This window comes from Streptomyces prasinopilosus, assembly GCF_001419695.1.
Taxonomy (GTDB): Bacteria; Actinomycetota; Actinomycetes; order Streptomycetales; family Streptomycetaceae; genus Streptomyces; species Streptomyces prasinopilosus.
Map to the genome: position 1 here is coordinate 1 of NZ_LIRG01000413.1, position 20,540 is coordinate 20,540.

General features: G+C 73.3%; 19 protein-coding genes. 12 read left to right on the plus strand and 7 right to left on the minus strand.

What is annotated here, in order from left to right; all coding sequences use genetic code 11:
* Window positions 1-58 precede the first annotated feature (58 nt).
* On the minus strand, window positions 59-1,678 hold the full coding sequence (locus AOK18_RS17815) for an FAD-binding oxidoreductase (RefSeq protein WP_055695021.1): 1,620 nt from the start codon (window positions 1,676-1,678) through the stop codon (window positions 59-61).
* 69 nt (window positions 1,679-1,747) lie between these two features.
* Between AOK18_RS17815 and AOK18_RS17820 the strand changes: the two genes are divergently transcribed.
* Window positions 1,748-2,347 carry a TetR/AcrR family transcriptional regulator gene (locus AOK18_RS17820; RefSeq protein WP_055695022.1) on the plus strand — a complete coding sequence of 200 codons (600 nt, stop codon included), beginning with the start codon at window positions 1,748-1,750 and terminating at the stop codon, window positions 2,345-2,347.
* Window positions 2,344-3,936, plus strand: coding sequence for a glycerol-3-phosphate dehydrogenase/oxidase (locus AOK18_RS17825; RefSeq protein WP_055695023.1), 1,593 nt, complete (start codon window positions 2,344-2,346; stop codon window positions 3,934-3,936). Before AOK18_RS17820 ends, AOK18_RS17825 begins: the two co-directional genes overlap by 4 nt.
* A 53-nt stretch (window positions 3,937-3,989) precedes the next feature.
* On the opposite strand, the gene AOK18_RS17830 is transcribed toward AOK18_RS17825, so the two are convergent.
* On the minus strand, window positions 3,990-6,047 hold the full coding sequence (locus AOK18_RS17830; protein ID WP_240503221.1) for a discoidin domain-containing protein: 2,058 nt from the start codon (window positions 6,045-6,047) through the stop codon (window positions 3,990-3,992).
* A gap of 201 nt (window positions 6,048-6,248) precedes the next feature.
* Complete coding sequence (locus AOK18_RS17835) at window positions 6,249-6,599, minus strand: hypothetical protein (RefSeq protein ID WP_055574758.1); 351 nt, start codon at window positions 6,597-6,599, stop codon at window positions 6,249-6,251.
* 372 nt (window positions 6,600-6,971) lie between these two features.
* Between AOK18_RS17835 and AOK18_RS17840 the strand changes: the two genes are divergently transcribed.
* Window positions 6,972-7,793, plus strand: a complete 822-nt coding sequence (locus AOK18_RS17840) for a SpoIIE family protein phosphatase (RefSeq protein ID WP_079105074.1) — start codon at window positions 6,972-6,974, stop codon at window positions 7,791-7,793.
* Window positions 7,794-7,958: 165 nt separating this feature from the next.
* Here the strand turns inward: AOK18_RS17840 and AOK18_RS17845 are convergent, their stop codons facing one another.
* Window positions 7,959-9,797 carry a SpoIIE family protein phosphatase gene (locus AOK18_RS17845; RefSeq protein WP_055695029.1) on the minus strand — a complete coding sequence of 613 codons (1,839 nt, stop codon included), beginning with the start codon at window positions 9,795-9,797 and terminating at the stop codon, window positions 7,959-7,961.
* Window positions 9,798-10,001: 204 nt separating this feature from the next.
* Here AOK18_RS17845 and AOK18_RS17850 point away from each other — a divergent pair, with 204 nt between their 5' ends.
* From AOK18_RS17850 to AOK18_RS17870, 5 genes are all read left to right on the plus strand, one after another.
* A complete protein-coding gene (locus AOK18_RS17850; protein WP_055573253.1) occupies window positions 10,002-10,976 on the plus strand; it encodes a TIGR03557 family F420-dependent LLM class oxidoreductase in 975 nt (324 codons plus the stop codon).
* A gap of 244 nt (window positions 10,977-11,220) precedes the next feature.
* Window positions 11,221-11,790: a hypothetical protein gene (locus tag AOK18_RS17855; protein WP_055695025.1), complete on the plus strand. Its 570-nt coding sequence runs from the start codon at window positions 11,221-11,223 to the stop codon at window positions 11,788-11,790.
* 514 nt (window positions 11,791-12,304) lie between these two features.
* Entirely contained in the window at window positions 12,305-13,129 is an 825-nt protein-coding gene (locus AOK18_RS17860; RefSeq protein ID WP_055695026.1) for a restriction endonuclease, read from the plus strand.
* Between the two features lie 181 nt (window positions 13,130-13,310).
* Window positions 13,311-14,504, plus strand: a complete 1,194-nt coding sequence (locus AOK18_RS17865) for a PP2C family protein-serine/threonine phosphatase (RefSeq protein ID WP_055695027.1) — start codon at window positions 13,311-13,313, stop codon at window positions 14,502-14,504.
* Between the two features lie 474 nt (window positions 14,505-14,978).
* Window positions 14,979-15,824 carry an RNA polymerase sigma factor SigF gene (locus AOK18_RS17870; protein ID WP_055573257.1) on the plus strand — a complete coding sequence of 282 codons (846 nt, stop codon included), beginning with the start codon at window positions 14,979-14,981 and terminating at the stop codon, window positions 15,822-15,824.
* Window positions 15,825-15,909: 85 nt separating this feature from the next.
* Here the strand turns inward: AOK18_RS17870 and AOK18_RS17875 are convergent, their stop codons facing one another.
* A complete protein-coding gene (locus AOK18_RS17875; RefSeq protein WP_420865620.1) occupies window positions 15,910-16,311 on the minus strand; it encodes an ATP-binding protein in 402 nt (133 codons plus the stop codon).
* Between the two features lie 340 nt (window positions 16,312-16,651).
* On the opposite strand from AOK18_RS17875, the gene AOK18_RS17880 reads away from it, so the two are divergent.
* The 3 genes from AOK18_RS17880 to AOK18_RS17890 are packed head-to-tail and all read left to right on the plus strand — an operon-like array spanning window position 16,652 to window position 19,154.
* The gene (locus tag AOK18_RS17880) at window positions 16,652-17,455 is read left to right on the plus strand and encodes an alpha/beta fold hydrolase (protein ID WP_055573259.1); all 804 of its coding nucleotides are present in this window, start codon (window positions 16,652-16,654) and stop codon (window positions 17,453-17,455) included.
* A complete protein-coding gene (locus AOK18_RS17885; protein ID WP_055695028.1) occupies window positions 17,455-18,744 on the plus strand; it encodes a PP2C family protein-serine/threonine phosphatase in 1,290 nt (429 codons plus the stop codon). The genes AOK18_RS17880 and AOK18_RS17885 overlap by 1 nt, the downstream gene beginning before the upstream one ends.
* A complete protein-coding gene (locus AOK18_RS17890) occupies window positions 18,741-19,154 on the plus strand; it encodes an STAS domain-containing protein (protein ID WP_079039792.1) in 414 nt (137 codons plus the stop codon). The genes AOK18_RS17885 and AOK18_RS17890 overlap by 4 nt, the downstream gene beginning before the upstream one ends.
* Window positions 19,155-19,232: 78 nt before the next feature.
* Here the strand turns inward: AOK18_RS17890 and AOK18_RS31025 are convergent, their stop codons facing one another.
* Window positions 19,233-19,406 carry a CsbD family protein gene (locus AOK18_RS31025; protein WP_074994723.1) on the minus strand — a complete coding sequence of 58 codons (174 nt, stop codon included), beginning with the start codon at window positions 19,404-19,406 and terminating at the stop codon, window positions 19,233-19,235.
* 342 nt (window positions 19,407-19,748) lie between these two features.
* On the opposite strand from AOK18_RS31025, the gene AOK18_RS17895 reads away from it, so the two are divergent.
* Complete coding sequence (locus tag AOK18_RS17895) at window positions 19,749-20,126, plus strand: STAS domain-containing protein (RefSeq protein ID WP_055572791.1); 378 nt, start codon at window positions 19,749-19,751, stop codon at window positions 20,124-20,126.
* Window positions 20,127-20,260: 134 nt separating this feature from the next.
* Here AOK18_RS17895 and AOK18_RS17900 read toward each other — a convergent pair.
* Window positions 20,261-20,540: YhjD/YihY/BrkB family envelope integrity protein (locus tag AOK18_RS17900; protein ID WP_167738705.1), on the minus strand; the 280-nt coding region annotated here is incomplete at its 5' end.

Below are 20,540 nucleotides of genomic sequence, written 5' to 3' on the forward strand. Positions count from 1 at the left end.
GGCCCGCGGGGCGGCCGCGGACCGGCCGCCCCGAGGGCGGCGGGCGGTGGGCCGCGCGTCAGTCCGCGGGCAGGAGGACGCCGGGACTGAGGATTCCGGCCGGGTCCAGGCGCCGCTTCACGGCGCGCAGGGCGTCGGTGCCCAGCGGGCCGATCTCGCGGACGTACCAGTCCCGGTGGTCGGTGCCGACGGCGTGGTGGTGGGTGATCGTGCCGCCGGCGGCGAGGATCGCCTCGTTGGCCGCGTGCTTGGCGCGCGTCCAGTGCGCCACGGGGTCGCCGTCGCCCTGGGCCGAGACCACGGTGAAGTACAGCGAGGCGCCGTTCTCGTAGACGTGGGAGATGTGGCACATCACCAGCGGCGGGGTGCCGGCCCGGGTGAGTGTGGCGGTGAGGGCGTCGCGGACGGCGGTGTACAGCTCGGGCACGCGGGACCAGAAGGTCGCGGTCTCCAGCGTCTCGGCCAGCGCCCCGGCGTCGAGCAGGGAGTCGCGCAGGTACGGGGCGGAGAAGCGGCCGTGCGCCCAGTTCCGGCCGGGTTCCTCGCCCAGCGGCGTCCCGCCGCACGCGCGCAGGACGGCCGCGGCGCCCCGCCTGCGGTACGCGGTCTCCTCCTCCGTGCCCTCGTGGCCGACGACGGCCGTGCACCCGGCGGGCGGCGCGGTGCCGGAGCCGATCGCCTCGGGCTGGGCGAGGCCGATCAGCGTCTCGGTCTCGTCGGACAGCCGCAGCACGGTGGGGCGCGGCCCGTCCTGGGCGAGGCGGCGCAGTGCGGCGGTCCCCTGCGCGAAGGAGTCGAAGCGCCAGCCCTCGTGGACGCGGGTCCGGGGCACGGGCCTGATCCGGACGGTCACCGAGGTGATGACGCCGAAGGCGCCCTCGGACCCCAGGACGAGCTGGCGCAGGTCGGGTCCGGCCGCCGAGCGCGGGGCCCGGCCGGTGTCGAGGGTGCCTTCGGGGGTGGCGAGGGTGAGGGCGAGCACCATCTCGTCGAAGCGGCCGTAGCCGGCGGAGGCCTGCCCGCTGGAGCGGGTGGCGGCGAAGCCGCCGAGGGTGGCCCACTCGTAGGACTGGGGGAGGTGTCCGAGGGTGAAGCCGTGTTCGGCGAGCAGTTCCTCGGCCCGCGGGGCGCGCAAGCCGGGCTGCAGGGTGGCGGTGCGGGAGACCGGGTCCAGGGCGAGCAGGCGGTCCATGCGCCGCAGGTCCAGGGCGACGAAGGGGCGCGGCCGGCCGGGGACGAGTCCGCCGACGACGGAGGTGCCACCACCGAACGGCACCACGGCCAGGCCGTGTTCGGCGCAGGCGCGCAGGACGGCGAGCACCTGGTCGTGGCTCGCGGGGTACAGGACGGCCTCGGGGACGTCGGTGACGTCGCCGCCCCGGATGCGCAGCAGGTCGGGGGTGGACTTGCCGCGGGTGTGCCGGATCCGGGTCTCCGGGTCGGTGCGCACGTGTTCCCCGCCGCCGCCCGCGCCCTCGTCCGGGCCGTCCAGGGCGGCGGTCAGCGCACGGCGTGCCGAGGGCTCCAACCGGGTCTCGGGGACGTCCACCTCGCCGAGGGCGACCGGTGCGTTCGGGCTCGGTGCGACGCCGAGCATGTCGCGCAGGAGTCCGATCACGGCATCGGGCAGCGGCCTGGCCCTGGCGGGGTCGCCCCAGCCACTCCACAACATGTCCATGACTGTCGTCCTCACCGGTCGGGGGCGATGCCGTCGTCGGCGGCCTCGCATGGCGTTACACTGTGACACATGACGCCTATTCGTCACAACCAAGCGGACAACGACGCCGTGCTCGACGCGGTGCGCGACTGCGTCCTGGCGGTCGGGGTCCGCCGCACCACGCTGACCGACGTGGCCCGCCGCGCCGGGGTCTCCCGCATGACGCTCTACCGGCGGTGGCCCGACGTGCGCACGCTGGTCGGCGACCTCATGACGCGGGAGTGGATCGGCGTGGCCAGGGGGGCCGTCCCCGAGGCCCGCCCGGGCCTGGCCACCCGGACGAGGATGGTCGACGGACTGGTGGCGGGGGTCCGGGCGTTCGGTGAGCACCCGCTCTTCCGGAAGATCGTCGGCGTGGACCCCGAACTGCTGCTGCCCTACGTGCTGGACCGGCGCGGGGCGAGCCAGGAAGCCATGCTGGAACTGCTGGCCGGCGCGCTGCGCGAGGGGCACGCCGACGGCTCGGTGCGCGCCGGGCACCCCGAACGGCAGGCGCGGGCCGTCCTGCTGGTCGTCCAGTCCTTCACCCTGTCCCTGCGCACCATGACCGACGAGGACGACCCGGACCTCACCCACGAGGCCCTCCTCGACGAACTGCGCGACATCCTGGAGAGGACCCTCGCCCCGTGACCTCCCGCACCGGACCGGCCTCCCCCACCCCCTCCGCGTCGTCCCTGTCCGCCGGCCGCCGCACCCGTGACCTGACCGCGGCCGTGGACGGCGGCACCGTCGACGTCCTCGTCGTCGGCCTCGGTGCCACCGGCGCCGGAGCCGCCCTGGACGCGGCGTCCCGCGGACTGAGCGTGGTCGCCGTCGACGCCCACGACCTGGCCTTCGGCACCTCCCGTTTCAGCAGCAAGCTGGTCCACGGCGGACTGCGCTACCTCGCCTCGGGCCAGCTCGACGTCGCCCACGAGAGCGCGGTCGAGCGCGGGGTGCTGATGGAGCGCACCGCCCCCCACCTGGTGCGGGCGCAGCCGTTCGTCCTGCCCCTCACCCCTCTGGTCTCCCCCGGCCGGGCCGCCCTGGCGCGGGCCGGTTTCCGGGCCGGCGACGCCCTGCGGCTGGCGGCCCGCACCGCGCGCGCCACCCTGCCCGCGCCGCGCCGGATCTCGGCGACGGAGACCCGCCACCTGGCCCCCGCCGTACGGGCCGACGGGCTGCGCGGCGGCCTGTTGTCCTGGGACGGCCGGCTCACCGACGACGCCCGGCTGGTGACCGCCCTCGCCCGCACCGCCGCCGCGCGCGGGGCGCGGATCCTCACCCGGGTCCGGGCGCTGGAACTGACCGCCTCCGGCGCCCGGGTCCGCGACGAACTCACCGGCGAGGAGGGCGGGATACGCGCCCGCGCGGTGATCAACGCGTCCGGCGTCTGGGCGGGGGGCCTCGTCGACGGCATCCGCGTGCGCCCTTCCCGCGGAACCCACCTGGTGCTGCGTCCGGAGAGCCTCGGTCCGCTCCCGGCCGGCCTGCACATCCCGGTCCCCGGGGAGACCAACCGCTTCGTCCTGGTCCTGCCCCAGGACGACGGCCGGGTCTACGCCGGGCTCACCGACGAGCCCGTGGACGGCCCCGTCCCCGACGTCGCCGAGGCGCCCGAGACGGACATCGGCTTCCTCCTGGACGTCCTGTGCTCGGTCCTGGAGGTCCCGCTGCGCCGGGCCGACGTCGTGGGGGCCTTCGCCGGCCTGCGCCCCCTGCTGGACACCTCGGCGGACGGGTCCGGTGCGCCGCCGAGGACCGCCGACGTCTCCAGGCGGCACGCGGTGCTGACCTCGTCCGAGGGCGTCGTCACCGTCGTCGGCGGCAAGCTCACCACGTACCGGCGGATGGCCGAGGACGCCGTCGACACCGCCGTGCGCGTCCGGAGGCTGCCGGCCGGCCCGTCGCGCACCGCGTCCCTGCCCCTGGTGGGCGCCGCCTCGCCGCGGGCCCTCGCCGCCCTGCCCGCACCCCGCCGTCTCGTGCGGCGCTACGGGACGGAGGCACCCGCCGTGCACGCCCTCGGCGCGCGCGACGCCCGGTTGGGCGAGCCCGTCCTGCCCGGCCATCCGGTGACCGGGGCCGAACTGCTGTGGGCGGTGCGCCACGAGGGGGCACTCGACGAGGACGACCTGCTCGACCGCCGCACCCGGATCGGCCTCGTCCCCGGGGACCGCGCCGCCGCCCTGGACGCGGTCCGGGCCCTGCTGGAGGCGGCCTCGCCCCGGCACGGCTGACCCCGCCCGGCCGGAACGGTGCGGCGCCGGCGCGGTCGGCCCGCGCCGGCCCGTCACCTGCCGTGCACGCCGACCTCGCGCAGGGAGTAGCCCCACTCCGTCCCCCGGTCCAGGAACACGACGCGGACGTGGCGGGCCTGCCGCGGGGTGAAGCGGACCGTGTCGAGGCCGCCGTCCCCGGCCGTGACGGACCCGGCGGTCCGCCAGGCGGTGCCGTCGGCGGACAGCTCGACGCGGTACGACGTCCCGTACGCGCGCTCCCAGTCGAGGGTGACGCGCCCGACCTCACGCGGAGCTCCGAGGTCGATGCGCAGCCACTGGTCGTCGCTCCAGTCGCTGGCCCAGCGGGTGCCCCGGTCACCGTCCACCGCCCGGCCCGGCGCGTAGCTGGTGAACGGGTTCCACTCGGCCGAACTCGCCGACGCCGGGGCGCCCTCGGCGAGGTTGGCCGCGGGCCGGTGCCGCTCGGAGGCGCCCCAGGTGCCGAGGTAGGTCTCGGCGCCGCGGAAGAGGTCGTCCACCACGTCCTGGCCGCCGACGCGCCGGATGTCCTCGATCCAGTCGGGGACGAGTCCGTGGTGCGCGGCTCCGTCGGTGTTCAGGTCCCAGGTGCGCTCGCCGGTCGTCTGCCGGTCGATGACGGACCCGCCGTCCGCGCTGCGGAAGGGGTACGTGACAGGGTCGGGCGCGTCCGCGCCGCGCGGGGCGGGCCAGCCTCCGACGCCGTTCATGTCGGTGCCGTAGCCGTAGCCCGCGCCGTACTCGTCCCGCACCGCCCCGGTGCGCCGCGCCTCCTCGACGAAGTGCTCCGAGCCGTGCATGTACTGGGCGACGAAGCCGCCGAGACCGTAGACCCGTCCGGTCCAGTCGGCGTCCATCCAGCTGTGCGAGGAGATGACGCCGGGGTAGGACTCGGCCTCGAGGAGGTCGAGCACCCTGCCCGTGGCCTTGACGCTCATGTGGTCGATCTCGAGCATCATGTTGCGCTTCATCATGCCGCGCACCGCGTACTCGCCGAGGTCGGTGAGCCCCCGCACGTTGCACCGGGCGTCCTCGTCGTAGGCGGGGACGTCGACGCCCTCGGGCAGTTCCGCCTCGGCGCCGGGCGCCGCGGCCAGGCCGATGGGGTTGTCGTGCTGGGGTCCGGTGCACCGTTCCGTCCGCCAGAAGGTGCCGGTCGACAGGAACTGGCCGACGTTGATGGCGGTGCCGAGCGCCCCCTCGTCGAAGCGGACCCCGCACAGCGCGTTGTCGAACTTGTGGCACAGGAACATGCTGCGCACACCGAGGTCGTACAGCTCGTCCAGCCCGGCGTCGATGTCGGCCCTGTCGCATTGGGCGACGTCCAGGACCTGCTTGCAGCCGAAGGGTTCGGAGGTCTCGACGCCCAGGACGACCGCCAGCTTGCCCTGTTCGACGACCCGCCGGGCCTGCGCGCTGTCGGTGACGACGCGGAACCAGCCCTTGCCCGCGCCGCCGTACATCCGGTCGACGTAGGCCTGCAGGTCGTACGTCAGCTTCGCCTGCAGCCGGATCGACGTCATCTCGTCGCAGCCGCGGTCCTTGAAGAAGTAGACGGAGCAGATCACGCCGTTGGTCACCAGGTCGTTCACCAGGACCCGCTGCCCGCCGCGCCAGGCCCGTTCGACCCAGGCGTAGTAGTTCTGCTGATGGGTCAGGGAGTCGTGGGCGGGCCAGTCGGCGAAGGTGGGCCAGCCGTCCGGGTCGTGCCTGCCGTCACCGCCGTTGGTGATGAAGTCGAAGAGCGCGAGGGAGCCGTCGGGGTAGTGCTCGGGGCAGTCCTTGAGCGCGTCGGCGATCCCCTTCTCGGAGAAGGGCCGGCCGCAGATGAGCCGGCCGCCGAAGGCCTCGTTGGACATGAGGTGGTTGTGTGCGTCGACGAATCCGCGGACCTCGCCGCGCGCGTCGGTGCCCCTGAAGGGTTCGCCGGTGACGCCGATGCCGGAGTCCGGGGCCGGCCGCGCGACCGGCTCCCACCAGTTGCCGTCGGCCGCCGAACTGGGCGTCGGGCCGAGGGACAGGGCGAACACGAGCAGGAGCAGGGAGACGAGGGCGACGTGGCGGCGTCCGCCGTACCTGCTTCGAGCGATGGTCACGGCCCACGTCCCTCCGTCGGCGGAACAGCACGGTCGGCCCTCCGGGCGGTCCGGGCCGGTACCCGGCCCCGTCCACCCGGTTGTCATGACCTGAGCAACCTATGGGCCGAGGATGACCACCGGCACGTAAGCCGTCAAGGGTCCGGAACGACCTGTCGCACGACGGGCGTCGGGCGTACCGCCGGCGGACGCCGCCTACCGCTCCGAGCGGGGTTCGTAGCGCAGCGAGATGGAGCGCAGGACGTCGGCGGAGGACACGTCCGTGCGGCCGGCGTCGTGGACCTCGGCCAGCTGCACGAAGGCGAAGGCGAGGGCGGAGGTGATGTGCACGATGGCGGGCCCCAGCTTCTCGGTGACGATCTCCGCCACCTCGCGGGGGCTCGCGTCGGCCGGCAGCAGGATGTGCGGCAGCATCTCCTCGAGGAGCGCGGAGACCGCTCCGCTTCCGGTCACCTCCGCGTCCGGGTTCTCCCGGAGTTGCCGCCGCATCTCGAGGGCCTCGGTGAGGATGCCGACGCCCCGCTGCATGATCTCGCGCTGCTCCATGGGCACAGCCTAGACGGGGCCGGCGGAGGCCGGGACCGCCCGCGGACGGGTCGTGGCGCGACCGGGCAACGGCGGTGGAGCACGCTCTCCCCGGCCCTCCGCCGAGGAGTGCCGCGTCAGTGCCGACGCGCTAAGAGCGGCGAGGGACGACGACCTGTCCCCCCGTCACCCCGCCACCGGAACGGGCTCTTCCGCGGACCCCGCCGCGGCCACCGCCCAGCGGCGCGCCGGGGCCGCCCGGGGCCCGCCCGTCGCCGCGGAACTGGCCCCCTCGTCCGATGTGCGATTATCATCCGACATATCCCTTGCCGAGATCTCGACGTCCCGGGGAGATCACCGAGCGCTGCCGCCCTCGCCCGAGTGAGTGATCCCATGTCCCGTACCGCCTCGACGGACGACGGCGACGAGCTGCTGGCCAGGCTCGAGGCGCTGACGGCCCAGGCGCGCGCGCAGGCCGAGTCGCAGCGCTCCCGGGTGGAACTCGCCGTCGCCCTGCAGCGCGGCATGCTGCCCCCCGGCCTTCCCGCCGTCCGCGGCGTGCGGCTGGCCGTGCGCTACGCGCCCGCCTACCAGGGACTCAACGTGGGAGGCGACTGGTACGACGCCTTCCCGATGCCCGACGGCAGCTGCGCGGCCATCATCGGCGACGTGCTCGGCCACGACCTGGCCGCCGCCGCGGCCATGGCGGAGATCCGCAACATGCTGCGCGCCCTGCTCTACGACCGCCGCACCCCGCCCAGTCTGGTCCTGGCCCGCCTCGACCACACCCTGCACGCCATCACCGAAGCCCCGGTCACCACCGCCTGCCTGGCCCGCCTCGAAACGGAGGGGGACGGCTGGCGCCTGCACTGGTCGACCGCCGGCCACCTCCCGCCCCTGGTCGTCACCGACGGGGGGCGCTCCCGCTACCTGGACGCCGAACCGGGTCTGCCCCTGGGGGTGGACGACGCGCTGCCGCGCCCCGACCACATCCGCCGGCTGCTGGACGGCGACACGGTCCTGATGTTCACCGACGGCCTGGTCGAACACCCCCGGCGGCCCCTGGACGCATGCCTGGGCGAGCTCGCCGCCCTCGCCTCGGCCCACATCGGGCTGCCGCTCGACGCGCTCTGCCGGGTCCTGGCCGACCGGCACCCGAGCGACGGGCACGACGACCTCGCCGTCCTCGCCCTGCGCCCGCCGCCCAGGCCCTGACGCTCAGGCCCTGACGCCCGCAGTGGCGTGCGACGGTCGGGGCAGGCGTGCGGCGACGGGCACGCGCGGTCCCGGCGCCGCCCGCGGACCGGGGAGAAGCGTGCCGTCGCCGGGCCCACGCGCGCGGTGTCACCGCCGTCGCCTCGTCCCGGCGGGCAGCCGATCTCACTCCTCCGGGAGGTCACGCGAGGCGTCCTGCACCGGGGCGTTCCGCTGGACCGACCCGGGGGCGGCCCGGTTCGGGGCGGCGGGGCTGTACGAGGACTGCGGGGGCGGCCGGCCGCCGGGAGCGCCCGTGCCGTCGGGACACAGCCGCAGGGCGAGCAGGGCGACGTCGTCGCCGCCGGGGTCGAGGCGGGCCAGCAGCTCGTCACAGAAGTCGTCCACGGTGCGCCCGGCCAGGACGGAGGCGTGATGACGGAGCCTGGCCATGCCGAGGTCGATCGGACGGCCCCGGCTTTCCACGAGGCCGTCGGTGTAGAGCAGCAGGGTGCACTCGGGGGGAAGGTCCTCACAGGTGTCCGGCCACTCCAGCCCGAGACCCAGGGCGGCGTTCATGCCGATGAGGGGCCCGTGCCTGGTCAGGAAGCGGGCGTCCCCCTCGTCGGTGACCAGCAGCGGGGGAGGATGTCCCGCGTTGACCCAGTGCAGCCGCCAGGGGCCGCCCTCGGGGCCTTCGACCCGGGCGAAGACGACCGTGGCCATGGGGGCGTCACTGGTGTTCGTCACCGCCTCGTCCAGGCAGCGCATGACCACACTGGGTGGCTCCTGGTGGACCCAGGCCAGGGCGCGCAGCATGTTGCGGGCCTCGGCCATGTGGGACGCCGCCTCGAGGTCGTGACCGACCACGTCCCCGATCACCAGGGCCATGGCGCCGTCGGAGAGCAGGAAGGCGTCGTACCAGTCGCCGCCGATCTCCATGGTGCTCTGCGCGGGCTGGTACCGGGCGGCCATGCGCAGGTGGTCCACCCGAGGCAGCGGGGCGAGCAGCTGGCGCTGCATGGTCTCGGCGACGTTGCGCTGCTCGTGGTAGAGGCGAGCGTTGTCCAGCACCAGGGCCAGGCGCCGGCCGATGTCCGTGAGCAGCAGGATCTCGTCACCGGTGAGGGAGGGGGCCCCACCGGCGCGCGCCACGGTCAGCATCCCGTAGTGGCGCCGCCGGGCGCGGAGCGGCACCACGACGGCCGAGTGTCCGCCGAGCCGCTCGAACAGCGGGCGGTGGGTGGCGGCGAGCGGGGCGTCCGGGTTGCCGAGCACCTCGCCGGCGCTCAGCCTCGCGGGTTCGTCACCACCGGTCGCCCGGGCCACCGGAGGGCGGGATCCGGGCGGCAGCGGCGGCAGGGGTCCCTCCAGCCGTCGTGCCGACCGGGGGCGGGAGTGACTGCGTACGGCGACCCGCTCGAGCACTCCGGCGGTCCGCTCGCGCTCGGAGCGCAGGTCGACCGCGGCCCAGTCGCCGAGCGCGGGCACCAGCAGCCGCAGCAGCCGGGTGATCCGGCCGGGCGCGGCCACGGTGGACATCAGGACCGACGACACGTCCGCCACCAGGTTCAGCCGGACGGTCAGCGCCTCCAGTGCCGCCGTGTGCGCCGCGGTCCGCTCCTCGGCGTCGCGGTGCAGGCTGAAGTCGTTGAAGACGACCACCAGCCCGACCCTGCGGCCCGCCAGCAGCAGGGGAGTGGTGGCCCAGATGATCGGCACGGTCGTGCCGTCGGCCCGGAGGAAGTGCTCCTCGCTGCCCTCCTGAGCGCACGGTCCGCCGTCCAGGGGGGACATCATCGGGCACCGGCCGCGCGGCACCGGGCCGCCGTCGGGACGGCGGTGCAGCAGATCGTGCGCGTCCCGGCCGATCAACTCGGCGGCGGACCTGCCCAGCAGCCGCTCCGTCCACGGGTTGACGAACGTGATGCGCCCGGAGACGTCGACGGTGAACACACCGGTGCCCAGGTCCCGCAGGACCGCGTACGGGAAACCCGGATCCAGTGCTTCACCGAGCCCGCGCACCGCATCGTCCCCGGAGCCCGGGGCGGCCGTCCGATGTGAGTCCACGGTGATCACCATTTCTCCGTAATCGTCCCACCTGGGTACCCCACCCGTGCTGAAACGTTCCCTGCGGACCCGGCGGCGGCCGGTGTCCGTTACACGGCGACGCCGACGGGTACCTCTGAGCGGACGGAAGGCCCACGGCGCACGAGGAAAGAGGAACACGTGAAGGTGGGGTACAAACTGGCCGCGGAGGCGTTCGGCCCGGCGGAACTGGTGAGGCAGGCGGTTCTCGCGGAGCGGGCCGGCTTCGACTTCGTCGAGATCAGCGACCACTACCACCCCTGGCTCGACCAGCAGGGTCATTCACCGTTCGCCTGGACGGTCCTGGGAAGCATCGCGGCCAGGACCTCACGGATCGGACTGGCGACCGGCGTGACGTGCCCCACCGTGCGCTACCACCCGGCGGTCATCGCTCAGGCGGCCGCCACCCTCGCCCTGTTGTCGGAGGGCCGTTTCGTCCTCGGCGTCGGCTCGGGCGAACGGCTCAACGAGCACGTGGTGGGCCGCGGTTTCCCGGACGCGGTGCGCACACGGCACGAGATGCTCAGGGAGGCCCTGGAGATCATCCGGCTGCTGTGGAGCGGGGGATACCGTTCCTACGAGGGGAAGCACCTGAGGCTGGAGGACGCCCGGATCTTCGACCTCCCGGACGAACTCCCCCTGATCGCGGTGGCGGCCAGCGGTCCGGCGTCCACGCGCATCGCCGCGGAACTGGGCGACGGCCTGTTCGCCACCGAGGACAAGCCGGAGATCGTCCGGCAGTACCGTGACGCCGGCGGCACCGGGCCGAGGTACGCGGAGGTTCCGATGGCCTGGGCGAGCGACGAGCACACCGCGGCGCGGGCGGCCCTGGAGACGTCCCGATGGGCGCTGACCGGATGGAAGGTCATGAGCGAGCTGCCCAACCCGGTCAACTTCGACGCCGCGACCACGACCGTGCGCGAGGACGACATCCTGGAGAAGTTCGCCTGCGGTACGGACCCCGCCCGGTACGTCGAGGTGGCGCAGAAGTTCGTCGACGCGGGCTTCGACAGGCTGGTCATGCAGAACGCCGGCCCCGACCCCGACGGCTTCATCGACTTCTACCGGAGCGAACTCGACGGGCGCATGCGGGGGCTGAAGCCGAACGGCACGTGAGCCCGGGCCACCCCACCAGGACCCCGACGCCGGGCGACGCCCTCCGGGCGGCGCGGTACGCGGCGCCGGACGCCGGCGGCCGGGCCGGACAGGGCTCCGCACGACGGGCTGCCGAACTGCCGTACCCGACAGGATGGAATCACCCGTTCGGGTCAACAGTGATGGCGGCGGGACCAGGGGCGGCCGAGGGTGGGGGAGTGCTCGATATCCCCGTCGGCTCACTGCCTTTCGAAGGAGCGCTCTCGTGTCTGAACGCAACACCTGGATCCGCAGCCTGCACGACCTGGGCCTGGCAGCCTGGTTCGGCGGCTCACTCATGGGCGCGGTCGGCCTGAACGGCGCGGCCAAGGAGGAGGGTGGCACGAGCCAGGCCACGGAACGGATCGCTTCGGCGGGCTGGGCCAAGTGGACGCCGGTCAACGCCGCCGCCATCGGCGCGCACCTGTTCGGCGGCGGTGGACTGCTCGTGGCGAACACCCACCGGGTCGCCATGCAGAAGGGCGTGGGCCTCTCCACCACGGCCAAGACCGTCGTCACCGCCGGGGCCCTGGCCGCCACCGCCTACGCCCGCGTCCTGGGCAAGAAGCTCGAGCTGGCCTCCTCGACGGACCCGCAGGACGTCGAGAAGGCGGAGCAGCATCCCCTCGACCTCGACAAGGCCCGGCGGCAGCTGGCCGGCGCGCAGTGGGCCGTACCGGCCCTGACCGGCTGCCTGGTGATCCTCAACGCCCTGCACGGCGAGCAGCAGCGTCCCGAGGAGCAGCTGCCCGGCATGTGGGAGCGGGCCCGCTCCGCCACCCACTTCCTTCCGTGAGCACCGTGAGACACCGGCAGGCCCCCGCCCTCGGGTGAGGCGGCCCCGCACGCGGGGCGGGCGGAGGACGCCCGCCCCCTGCCGGCGCCGGGGGTGACACCCGTGCCACCGGGCAGGACCCCCCACCCCGCGAGTCCTGCCCGTTCACGTCGGGAGCGGGTCCGGCCGTCGAGACGGTGACCGCGCGGGCCGCGGAGGGAGCCGCCGCCGCGGACGCCGCGGGCCTGACGGCCGGAGGGCCCGCGTTCTCCGTGCGGTGGGGCACCTCGCACGGATCCGTACGGAGGCCGCACGAGGGGGAGCGGGGAGGGCCGCCGACCCCGGGACGACCGCACGCGGCAGCCGCGCGCACGGCAGCAGCCCTTCCTGCGGCGACGCGGTCGGCACAGCGGTGCGGACCCCCTCGACGGCGGGAAGCACGGCGAACAGGTGATCGCATCAACTCCATAAACCTCTCGTACCTGGGCAGACGCCTCTTGATCTTCGCTGACGTCCTGGGAGAGGAAGCATCACCATGGCCGTACCCGTACGTGCTTCGCGTTCCGGGCGCCGCTCCCGCCGGTTCGAACTCCGGTCAACCGCACTGTACTTCGTCCTTCTCGCCGTCCTCCTGATCCTGGTGGGCACAGCCGTCCGCACCGCGACGGCCGCCGCCGAACGCCATCCCGGCTGGGCCGTCGCACTCGTCCTGGTGGGCGCCGGAGGTGTCGTGGCCGTCTGCCGCAGAGGGCGCCGGATATCCGCGGCGAGACTCGCGCGCCGTGCCGCGGAAGCCCTGGACGAGGCCACGGAGACGGCGGTCGAAGCCCTCGACACCCCTCCGCCGGCTCCCGCCGCCCCCGCGGCGGCACGGACCGCCCCCTATAGCGGTCACCCGGACGTGGAACGGACCGTCCCCCTCCTGGATCCCGCGAACGAGGTTCCCGGGAACACCGTGCGGATCGGCTACGAGGACCTGGACCCCGACGAGTTCGAGCAGGCGATAGCCGAGCTGTGCCGACGCGACGGCTGCCTCGACGTGGACGTCGTGGGCGGGGCCGGCGACCTGGGCGCCGACGTCGTGGCCAGGACGACGGACGGACGCCTGATCGTCATCCAGTGCAAGCGGTACTGCGACGCCAACCGGGTCGGTTCCCAGGACATGCAGCGGTTCGGCGGGACGTGTTTCACCGTTCACGGGGCCGATGTCGCCGTCGTGGTCACCACCAGCGACTTCACCGCTCCCGCGATCGAGTACGCCGAACAGTGCGGCATCGTGTGCATGGACGGTCAGGAACTCCTGCGCTGGCAGAGCGGCACGGGGCCGCGGCCGTGGGAGCCGGAGTTCGTGGCCGGCTGAGACGGACGGGGGCGGACGGCCGCCCGCGCGCCGGTCGTCCGGTTGTCCGTGGAGGCCGCCCGACGGTCCCGCGGTCTTCCCGTTCCGGCCCGGCTCACCCTTCTGACCAGGCGAAGTGCGCGTCTCGGGTGAGGTTGCGGAAACTCGGGGAAAAAGTGGTGGCAGCCGATAGGAGGTTGTCGTGGTGGGTGGAGACTTGGAACTGGGCGAGTTGCTGGCCGCCGCGGAGGCGGCGCCGCCCGGTGAGTCCGTGGACGTGGTGGCGGACGACCTGAAGAAGCGGTTCGGCGCGGAGCGCGTGTCCTTCCTGTTCGTCGACCTCATCGGCCGGCGGCTGGTGCGGCTCACCGCGGCCGGTGGTGACGCCGCGGACGGTGCCGAGCCGATCGACCTGCACGGCAGTGTCTACGACAGCGTTCTGCGGAGCCAGCGCCAGTGCGTGGAACCGGACGGCCAGGGCGGACGGCGCGTCATCACACCGGTCACCAACCGCGGCGACTGCATCGGCGTCCTGGAAGCGACCCTGCAGTCCGCCGACGACACGGTGCTCCGCCAGGTGCGCCAGGCAGCGCACGCGCTGGCCTACATCATCGTCACGGACCGCCGCTTCACCGATCTGTACCACCTGGGCCGGCGCACCACCGAGACCAGCCTGGCCGCGGAGATCCAGCACCAGCTGCTTCCCTCGGCCTCCTCCTGCGAGGCGGCCCAGTTCACCCTCGCCGCCGGGCTGGTCCCTGCCGACGACATCGGTGGCGACACCTACGACTACACGCTCGACCGCGACACCCTGCACCTGTCCATCACCGATGCCATGGGCCACGACACGGACTCCGCCCTGCTGGCCACCCTGCTGGTCGGCGCACTGCGGCGGTCACGCCGCGACGGCTGCGACGCCCTCGAACAGGCCCGCCACGCCCATCAGGCCCTGCTGAGCCACAACCTAGGCCTGGCCACCGGACAGTTGCTGTGCGTGGACCTCGAAACGGGTGCCTGTGAACTGGTCAACGCCGGCCACCCCTGGCCGCTCCGGCTGCGCGACGGCACCGTCGAGGAGGTCAGGCTCGCCGTCAACCTGCCGTTCGGTGTGGTGGCGCCCACCCCCTACCGCCTGCAGGAACTGGACCTGCGGCCCGGAGACCGCCTGGTCCTGCTCACCGACGGGATGCAGGAACGCGGTGCCGGGGCCGTCGACCTGGCCGCGGTCGTCCACGCCACCCGCACGCTGCATCCGAGAGAGGCCGTCCGGAGTCTGACCGCCGCGGTGCTCGAAGCCTGCCACGGCAACCTCAGGGACGACGCCACGGTCCTGATACTGGACTGGCACGGCGACCGCCGCGGACCGGCCGGCACCGGACCGGACCCGCGGCGGTGAGCCGCGGCGGCCCGCCGTACGACACCGCTCCGCCCGCCACGCCCCCGGCGAAGCCCCCGCCCGGGGCACCGGGTGGGATCCGGCCGTCCGGCGCGGCGGCCCGTGCGCCCTCCCGCCGGGGACCGTTCCGAGAGCCGAGGCCCTCGTCTGCTCCGCTCGGGTGAACCGGCATCATCGGCCCGGACGCCACCGGCCGGGCCCGCCTCGTCGCCGAGCGGGTCGTGGACGGGACCCGCGGCACGTCCGGACCCCTGCCCAGCGGGTCCGGACGCCGTGATGCCGTTCCCCCGCGCTCCCAGGACCGACGGGGCGTCCCCGGACCGTCCCCCGGGGGCCGGGCCGTTCGCCGGGCGCGGCTTCTCCTCCCTTCGTGAGAGGGCAGGCATGGATGTGGAACCAGGGGGTATTCGCGTGGCGGCATCGGCTGCGTTCGGCCGGCAACGTGGTTGGCTTCGATGGTGGGAGGGACATGTCATGACGCTCATGAACGTGACGGAAACGGACACGCAGGCGCACGAGTTGCCGGAGGTCGCCGATCCCTCCCGGGTGGCGCCGAAGGACGCCCGCGAACTGTCCAAACTGTTCTTCGACCAGCTGGCGGTGCTCGAGGAGGGCACGCCGGAGTACAGCTACGCGCGCAACACGCTGATCGAGATGAACATGTCCCTGGTCCGCTTCGCCGCCGGTCGCTTCCGCAGCCGCGGGCCGGAGGAGATGGAGGACATCGTCCAGGTGGGCATGATCGGCCTGATCAAGGCGATCGACCGGTTCGACCTGTCCCGGGAGACGGAGTTCACCTCCTTCGCCATCCCCTACATCGTCGGTGAGATCAAGCGGTTCTTCCGCGACACCACCTGGGCCGTCCACGTTCCGCGCCGGCTCCAGGAAGCCCGCGTCCAGCTCGCGCGCGCCACCGAGGAACTCCGCAGCCGCCTGGGCCGCACCCCGACGGTGAAGGAACTCTCGGAGCTGATGAGCCTGCCCGAGGAGGAGGTACGGGAGGCCCGCCTCGCCGCGAACGGTTACAACTCGGCCTCCCTGGACGCCACCATCAGCGGTAACGAGGACGGCGAAGCCGCGCTGCAGGACTTCATCGGCACCCAGGACCAGGCTCTGGAACTGGTGGAGGACTTCCACGCCCTGGCCCCGCTGATCGCGGAACTCGACGAGCGGGACCGGCAGATCATCCACATGCGGTTCGTGGAGGAACTCACCCAGGCCCAGATCGGCGAACACCTGGGCGTCTCCCAGATGCACGTCTCCCGGCTGCTGTCGCGCACTCTCGCCCGGCTGCGGAAGGGCATGCTCACCGCTCACTGAGAACGCCGGGCACCACGGCTGCCCGCCGGGGGACCGGCGGCTTCCCGGGTCTTCGCTCCCACGCCGAAGCGGACACGGCCACCGCCTAGTGAGCCGGCTCGCACAGGGTCAGGTGAGCGACGACCTGCTTGCCGGTTCCCCGGACGACGGTGTGCACCTGGTCGCACAACTGGGCGACCAGGCGCAGGCCGTGTCCGCCGACGCGGCGGGCGTCGCGCGCCCGCAGTTCGGGAGGGCGAGGGGAGCTGTCGCTCACGGTGACGCGCAGCAGGGCGGCGCCGGGCACCACTTCCAGTGCCAGGCCGCCCGGACCGGGCGCGTGACGCAGCGCGTTGGTGACCAGCTCGCTGACGACGAGCTGGGCGTCCTGGCTCGGCAGGCGGCCGGGATCGTGCCCGGCCCGGGCCAGCAGTGTGCGCACGGCTGCCCGGACCTCGGCGATCGACGCACCGGCCGTGCCCCAGGCGGCGCTGTACCGCAGGGGCACTGCGGATTCCTTTTCGTCGGATGCCCGACTCTCAAGCGGGGTGACCATAACTCTTCCCGTGGGTCGTTCCTCTTCGTTTCATCACAGTTGCCGTTATCGCGTCATTTCACGTACCCCCTGTCGTCCGGTTCATGGGACACTCATCGGTTCTCCTGTTCCGCGAGGGACCGGGGGCGGTGAACGTGGGCCGTTCGAGCGCGACGCCGACGGCCGGCCGCGGGAGCCGCGCGGGAAGGCCGTGCCGGCAGCCTGCCGCCCGTCTTCGTGAGGACGTTGTGCGAGTCGGACAATGGGGCCGCAGCGCGGCGGGAGGGCGAGCGGAACCTGAGAGACTGGCCGGATGGACATCGGCCGCAGGAACAACGTCAACGTCATCGGCAACCCGCGGGGGCGGGCGGTGGTGCTGGCTCACGGTTTCGGCTGTGACCAGAACATGTGGCGGCTGACGGTGCCGGCGCTGGTCGAGGAGTACAAGGTGGTGCTGTTCGACTACGTGGGGTCGGGCCGCGCGGACCCGTCGGCCTTCTCGGAGGACCGCTACGCCTCCCTGGACGGGTACGCCCGGGACGTGGTGGAGGTGTGCGAAGCGTTCGACCTGCGCGACGCGGTGTTCGTCGGACACTCGGTCAGCGCGATGACCGGGGTGCTGGCCGCCGGCATGGCCGCGGAGCGCATCGGAGCGCTGGTGATGGTCGCTCCGTCCCCGCGGTACATCGACGACGACGGCTACCGGGGCGGGTTCAGCGCCGAGGACATCGACGAGCTGCTGGCGTCACTGGAGTCGAACTACCTGGGCTGGTCGGCGGCGATGGCACCGGTGATCATGGGAAACGCGGACCGGCCCGAGCTCGGTGAGGAGCTGACGAACAGCTTCTGCGCCACCGACCCGGACATGGCGCGCGTCTTCGCCCGGACCACGTTCCTGTCGGACTCGAGGAACGATCTGAAGACCGTGCGGGTGCCGACGCTGGTGCTGGAATGCACCCAGGACGTCATCGCCCCCCGCGAGGTCGGAGCCTTCGTCCACCGGGCGATCCCCGGTTCGACCCTGGTCACTCTGGACGCCACCGGGCACTGCCCGCACCTGTCCGCGCCGGAGGCCACCAACGAGGCGATCACCGCCTTCCTGGCAGGTCTGCGCTGATGTGCCGGACCGGGCAGCACCCCGACCCGCAGGGCACGGGCGACGAGGAGGCGGCGCACGCCGCGTTCGCCGCGCTGCTGGAGGACAGCGCCGAGGAACTGTACGAGAGCGCGCCGTGCGGGTACCTGTCCACGCTGATGGACGGCACCATCGCGAAGATCAACACCACCCTGCTGCGATGGCTCGGCCTGGAGCGTGAGGCGGCGGTGGGCCGGATGCGGTTCACCGACCTGCTGACCGTGGGCGGCAAGCTGTACCACGAGACGCACTTCGCGCCGCTGCTGCGGATGCAGGGCGAGATCGGCGGCATCGCCCTGGAGATCAGACAGGCCGACGGCGGACGCATGCCGGTCCTGGTCTCCTCGGCGGTCAAGCGGGGCAGCGGCGGCGAGCCGCTGCTGATCCGCACCACCGTCTTCGACGCCCGCGACCGCCGCGCCTACGAGGAGGAACTCCTGCGCGGCCGGAAAGCCGCCGAGGAGGCACGCAGACAGGCGGAGGCGGACCGGGCCCGGCTCCAGGACGCCCTCGCGGTGCTCCAGCAGTCACTGCTGCCCGCCACCCTGCCGCCGGTTCCCGGAATGGAGACGGCCGCCCACTACCACACCGCCTCCCCCGACCGGCTCGGCGGCGACTTCTACGACGTCTTCCCCCTCGACGGCAAACGCTTCGCCTTCTTCCTCGGCGACGTGTGCGGCAAGGGTCCCCAGGCCGCCGCGGTCACCTCACTGATCCGCTACACCCTGCGCGCCGCCGCCCTGCACGACCCCGACCCCGTCTCCGCCCTGTCGACCCTCAACAAAGTGCTCCACGAGCGTTACGCCGACAACGGCGACCCCCGCTACTGCACCGTCGTCTTCGGCACCCTCGAACCGGACTCCACCACGGGGGAGGTCGCCGTCCACCTCGCCTCGGGCGGCCACCCCCCGGTCCTCGTCCTGCGTGCCGACGGCACAGCCGGCTTCCTGCCCACTCCCGGCGGCCTGCTGGTCGGTGTCCTGCCCTCCGCGCGTTTCGTCAGCGCCACCACCGTCCTCGCCCCCGGTGACACCCTGCTGCTCTACACCGACGGCATCACCGAAGCCCGTACCGGCGAGGACCGCACCGCCCTGTTCGGAGACGAGGCGCTCCTCGCCTTCGCCACCGATCACGCCGGCCTCCCCCCGCAGGCCGTCATCCAGGCCCTGACCGGCCTGCTCCGCGGTTTCGGCGACGGCCTCGACGACGACACCGCCCTCCTCGCCCTCGGTGTTCCCGCCCCCGACCCGCAGACGAAGAATCCACGATGAGCCCGCTGAAGATCACCGCCCGAGACGCCGCCACCGGTCCCCTTCTGGAGATCGCCGGCGAACTCGACTACACCAGCGCACCCGAACTACGCGAACTGCTCGCCACGCTCACCCTCCGGCCGGGCCAGCGCCTCGTCCTGGACCTGGCCGCCATGGAGTTCTGCGACTCCAGCGGACTCACCGCCCTGATCGCGGCCCGCAACCACGCCCACGCCGCCCGGGCGGACATCGCACTCGCGGCCGTCCCTCCCCGCACCCTGCGCGTGCTGCGCATCGTCGGCCTGGACCAGGTCTTCCCCCTGTACCCCGACGGCCGATCCGCCACTCGGACCCTGGATCCGGCGCCTCCCGAATCCGCGCGGCCGGCCCGGGAGGGCGAGCGCCGGGGACGGACACCCGAAGCGCAATAGCGGCGGCATACCCGTCACAATGGAATGAGGGCCTTTCCGGATTCCTCCCCGGAAAGGCCCTCATTCCATTGTGACGCGTCAGTGCTTGAAGGCGTCCTTGGTCTTTTCCTTGGCCTCACGGGCGTCGCCCTTGCTCTTCTGCGCCTGTCCCTCGGCGGCCATGCGGTCGTTGCCGAGGGCGTTCCCCAGGGCCTCCTTGGCCTTTCCCTCGGCCTGCTCGGTCTTCGCCTTGGCCTTCTCGCCGGCAGTCATGGAACGCGCCTCCTCATATCCTAGGGTGCCGCTGTCGCGGTAAACCCGCTTGTGCCCCGGCTGTTCCCTCGCAAACAAGACGCCCGGAAACAGGGGAGAACAAGCGGGAAGGACGGAGCGCGGGAGGTGGACCACCATGGCTTCCCGCTTCTCGTTCTGCTTCCCGCGGTGATTCCCTTCGGTGCGGGGCCCGCCGTCGGGATCCTGTAGTGGGCGGCCCTCGCCGTGCCGGTGCCGCGGCGGCCGGGCTTCGTGACGCGCTCCGCCGTCGTCCCGGCACGCCACGGCGGCACTCGGAGGGCGGTGTACCGCGCCCGCGAACGACCCGGCATACTTTCCGGCATGAGTACGGCCGACTGGGACGGTCAAGAACCGTCCGCTCACCCCAACGGACCCCTGCCGGGTCGAGCAGCGGTGGTTCAGTACGAGCTGGGCGGGGCCTGGGTGGTCGTCGCCCGCGGCGAGTACGACATGAACTCCATGGGCCCGTTGGCCGACGCGCTGCAGACGGCCGCCCGCAAGCATGACCGGGTGGTCCTGGACGCCTCGGGCGTCACGTTCGCGGACTCGACCTTCCTGAACCTGCTCATGCGCGTCCACCCCACGACGAGTCTGCGGGTGGCCGCCCCCACGTCACAGCTCAGGCGGGTGCTCGAGATCACGGGGGCCGACACCGTCCTGGACATCCGGGACAACGTCGAGGACGCCGCCTCGGACTGAAACCGGCGCCGGCGCGACCACCGGCCCGCTCCTCCCGCGGACACCGGTACGCCGGCGGACCGCCCGGACGCGCGGGACGGGCGGTGCCCCGGCGACGGCGCGCCCCACCGGTGCCGGCGCGTCCTCCCCGACGGTCAGCGGCCCGACCCGGGGTCCGGCCGTACCGCGGTGCCGATACCGGCCCGCGCCGCCTCCAACTGGGCCGCGAACGCGATGCCGAGGAAGAGGACGACGGCGGTGAGGTTGGCCCACAGCAGCAGGGCGACGAAAGCGGTCAGCGGCCCGTACAGGGCGCCGAACGCGCCGCTCCCCTCGATGTAGAGCGCGAGCAGCCACGTCGCCGCGACCCACAGCAGGAGATGGACGGCCGAGCCGAAAGCCAGCCAGGTGTAGCCGGGCTGGACCCGCCGGGGC

Bases quoted from the DNA above. Each gene is read 5' to 3' on its own strand.
- AOK18_RS17815 (WP_055695021.1), bottom strand. From the start codon at position 1,678: ATGGACATGTTGTGGAGTGGCTGGGGCGACCCCGCCAGGGCCAGGCCG.
- AOK18_RS17840 (WP_079105074.1), top strand. From the start codon at position 6,972: ATGTCCCGTACCGCCTCGACGGACGACGGCGACGAGCTGCTGGCCAGG.
- AOK18_RS17895 (WP_055572791.1), top strand. From the start codon at position 19,749: ATGAGTACGGCCGACTGGGACGGTCAAGAACCGTCCGCTCACCCCAAC.
- AOK18_RS31025 (WP_074994723.1), bottom strand. From the start codon at position 19,406: ATGACTGCCGGCGAGAAGGCCAAGGCGAAGACCGAGCAGGCCGAGGGA.
- AOK18_RS17835 (WP_055574758.1), bottom strand. From the start codon at position 6,599: ATGGAGCAGCGCGAGATCATGCAGCGGGGCGTCGGCATCCTCACCGAG.
- AOK18_RS17880 (WP_055573259.1), top strand. From the start codon at position 16,652: ATGGACATCGGCCGCAGGAACAACGTCAACGTCATCGGCAACCCGCGG.
- AOK18_RS17890 (WP_079039792.1), top strand. From the start codon at position 18,741: ATGAGCCCGCTGAAGATCACCGCCCGAGACGCCGCCACCGGTCCCCTT.
- AOK18_RS17870 (WP_055573257.1), top strand. From the start codon at position 14,979: ATGACGCTCATGAACGTGACGGAAACGGACACGCAGGCGCACGAGTTG.
- AOK18_RS17820 (WP_055695022.1), top strand. From the start codon at position 1,748: ATGACGCCTATTCGTCACAACCAAGCGGACAACGACGCCGTGCTCGAC.
- AOK18_RS17860 (WP_055695026.1), top strand. From the start codon at position 12,305: ATGGCCGTACCCGTACGTGCTTCGCGTTCCGGGCGCCGCTCCCGCCGG.
- AOK18_RS17885 (WP_055695028.1), top strand. From the start codon at position 17,455: ATGTGCCGGACCGGGCAGCACCCCGACCCGCAGGGCACGGGCGACGAG.